This is a genomic window from Arthrobacter sp. 35/47, assembly GCF_000520475.1.
Taxonomy (GTDB): Bacteria; Actinomycetota; Actinomycetes; order Actinomycetales; family Micrococcaceae; genus Arthrobacter_D; species Arthrobacter_D subterraneus.
In genome coordinates this window covers 79,576-81,918 of the sequence record NZ_KI914618.1, presented here as the reverse complement: position 1 = coordinate 81,918, position 2,343 = coordinate 79,576, and the positions used below count along the sequence as shown (strand labels likewise).

Here is a 2,343-nt window from a genome sequence, read left to right as displayed (position 1 = left end):
CCTATACGGTTGGCGGGCAGACCTTCAAGGACGCCTTCGAGCATGGAACGGAACAGCGGACGGCTGCAGGAATCTTCGCCAAGTCGATGAACACCGGCACCGTGATGATCGGCGAGCAGCTCAGCAAGCAGCAGCGCTATGACTGGCTGCGCAAGTTCGGGATCGGCGAACCCCTCGACGTCGGACTGAACGGGGAAACCTCAGGTATTCTTCCCACCCCGGACACGTGGGACGACCGCCAGCAGTACACGGTGCTCTTCGGGCAGGGGCTGGCACAGACAGCGCTGCACACAGCGATGGTCTACCAGGCAATAGCCAACGACGGCGTCCGCCTGCAGCCCCGCCTGGTGGATGCCTACATCGACCCGGACGGCACCGAGCACAAGGTCCCCCAGGGCGAGGGCACCCGCGTGGTTTCCGAGCAGACGGCGGACGAGCTCCACACCATGCTTGAGACCGTCACCGTTGAGGGATCCGGTGCCTCCGGCGCACTCGAGGAATACCGCGTGGGCTCGAAGACGGGCACCGCGGAAGCCCCCGGTGCGCGCGGCGGCTATGACGGCTATACCCTCTCCTACGCGGGCATGGCACCGATGGAGGATCCCCAATACGTTGTGGTGGTTACGCTGCAGCGGCCGCAGGGAGACCTGTACTATCTGGTTCCGGGGGAATCGTTCCAGAAAGTCATGAAGTACGTTCTGAACTCGAACAACGTCCCGCCATCAACCGGTAAGCCCGAAACTTACCCGGTTGTGTACTGATCCGCGTAAGCAGGCCAACGTGTCCACAAATGAACAGTCCGGTTCCGCCGCGCCCATGCGGCCCGCCGTCGTCGTCCCGCGAACGATGGAAGAGGTACTGTCCGCCCTCCCCGGGCGTCTGGCCGCCGTTCACCATGTGGGCGGCGCTCCCGACGGCGGCGCTCAGCCCACCATCACCGGTCTCACCATGGATTCGCGGCAGGTTCGCCCGGGGGACCTGTACGTTGCGGTTCCCGGAACCGGCCGGCACGGGGCGGACTTTACCGCCCAGGCGGTTGCGGCCGGCGCGGCCGCCGTCCTCACTGACGACGCCGGGACCGCCCTGGCCTCATCGGCACTGAGCGGATCCGGCGTCCCGCTCTACCGGGCGTCGCCGGTCCGGGACTATGTGGGCCCGCTCGCAGCCATCGTCTTCGACAGTCAGCCCGCAGACGGACGGCCCATCCTGTTCGGTGTCACCGGCACCAATGGAAAGACCACCACAACCTACTTCCTCAATGCGCTCGCGGCGGCGCTGGGGAAGAGCACCGGGTTGATCGGAACCATCGAGATCCGGGCAGGGGAGACCGTCATCCCCTCCGTCCTGACAACGCCGGAATCGCCCGAGGTACACGGGATCCTGGCCCTCATGAGGGAGCGGGGCGTGGACGCCGCTGCGATGGAGGTCTCCTCGCACGCCATCGAATACCGCCGGGTTGACGGCGTCCGGTTCGACGTCGCCGGTTTCACCAATCTGACGCAGGACCACCTGGACCTTCACGGAAGCATGGAGGAATACTTCGCGGCCAAGGCAGCGCTGTTCCGGCCCGAACGTACAGAGCGGGCCGTAGTGATCATCGATGACAGCTGGGGCTGCCGCCTCGCCGCTGAGGCGGGAGTACCCACGCTCACGCTGTCCGTGGCTGGCGCCGCAGAAGCAGACTGGACCGTCAGAGAGGTGCGCCGGGACGGCCTCGGACACACCTTCACCCTGGCCGGTCCGGACGGTGCGCAGCTTGCGCTGCGCTGCGGGCTACCCGGAAACTTCAATGTGGCGAACGCGGCACTGGCCGCTGTGATGATTCTCGCCTCAGGGTTCGGCATCGCCGACGTGCAGCGCGCGGTGGATGAACATGATCCGTTCACCACCCAGGTGCCCGGCCGTATGCAGCTGATTGGTGAAAGCCCGGCCGCAATCGTGGATTTCGCCCATAATCCGGATGCGCTTGCGTTGACGCTCGATTCCGTGCGCATAGAGGACAGCGATTCCCGCGTGCTGGTGGTGTTCGGCGCCACCGGGCAGCGGGATGTCTCCAAGCGGCCGGTCATGGGCGCGACAGCAGCCCGCCGCGCGGACGTGGTGATCATCACCGACGATGACCCCCATGACGAGGACGAAGCGGAGATCCGCGCCGGCGTCCTCCAGGGCGCGCGTGCGGCCCGCGACGCCGAAGGCCTGGAGTGCGAGATCCTCGAGGTGTTTCCCCGGGCGGAGGCGATAAACCGGGCAGTTTCCCTTGCTCGGAGGCAGGATGTGGTCCTCATCGCAGGGCGTGGACACGAGGTGTGGCAGGAGGTCAAAGGCGTGAACCTGCCGCTGGAC

General features: G+C 66.3%; 2 protein-coding genes. Both read left to right on the top strand.

Going from position 1 to position 2,343, the window contains the following annotated elements:
* Positions 1 to 761, top strand: a 761-nt coding sequence (locus tag X803_RS21645; RefSeq protein ID WP_035779346.1) for a penicillin-binding transpeptidase domain-containing protein, incomplete at its 5' end; no start/stop codon positions are given.
* Between the two features lie 55 nt (positions 762 to 816).
* Positions 817 to 2,343: UDP-N-acetylmuramoyl-L-alanyl-D-glutamate--2,6-diaminopimelate ligase (locus X803_RS0115195; protein ID WP_084033840.1), on the top strand; the 1,527-nt coding region annotated here is incomplete at its 3' end.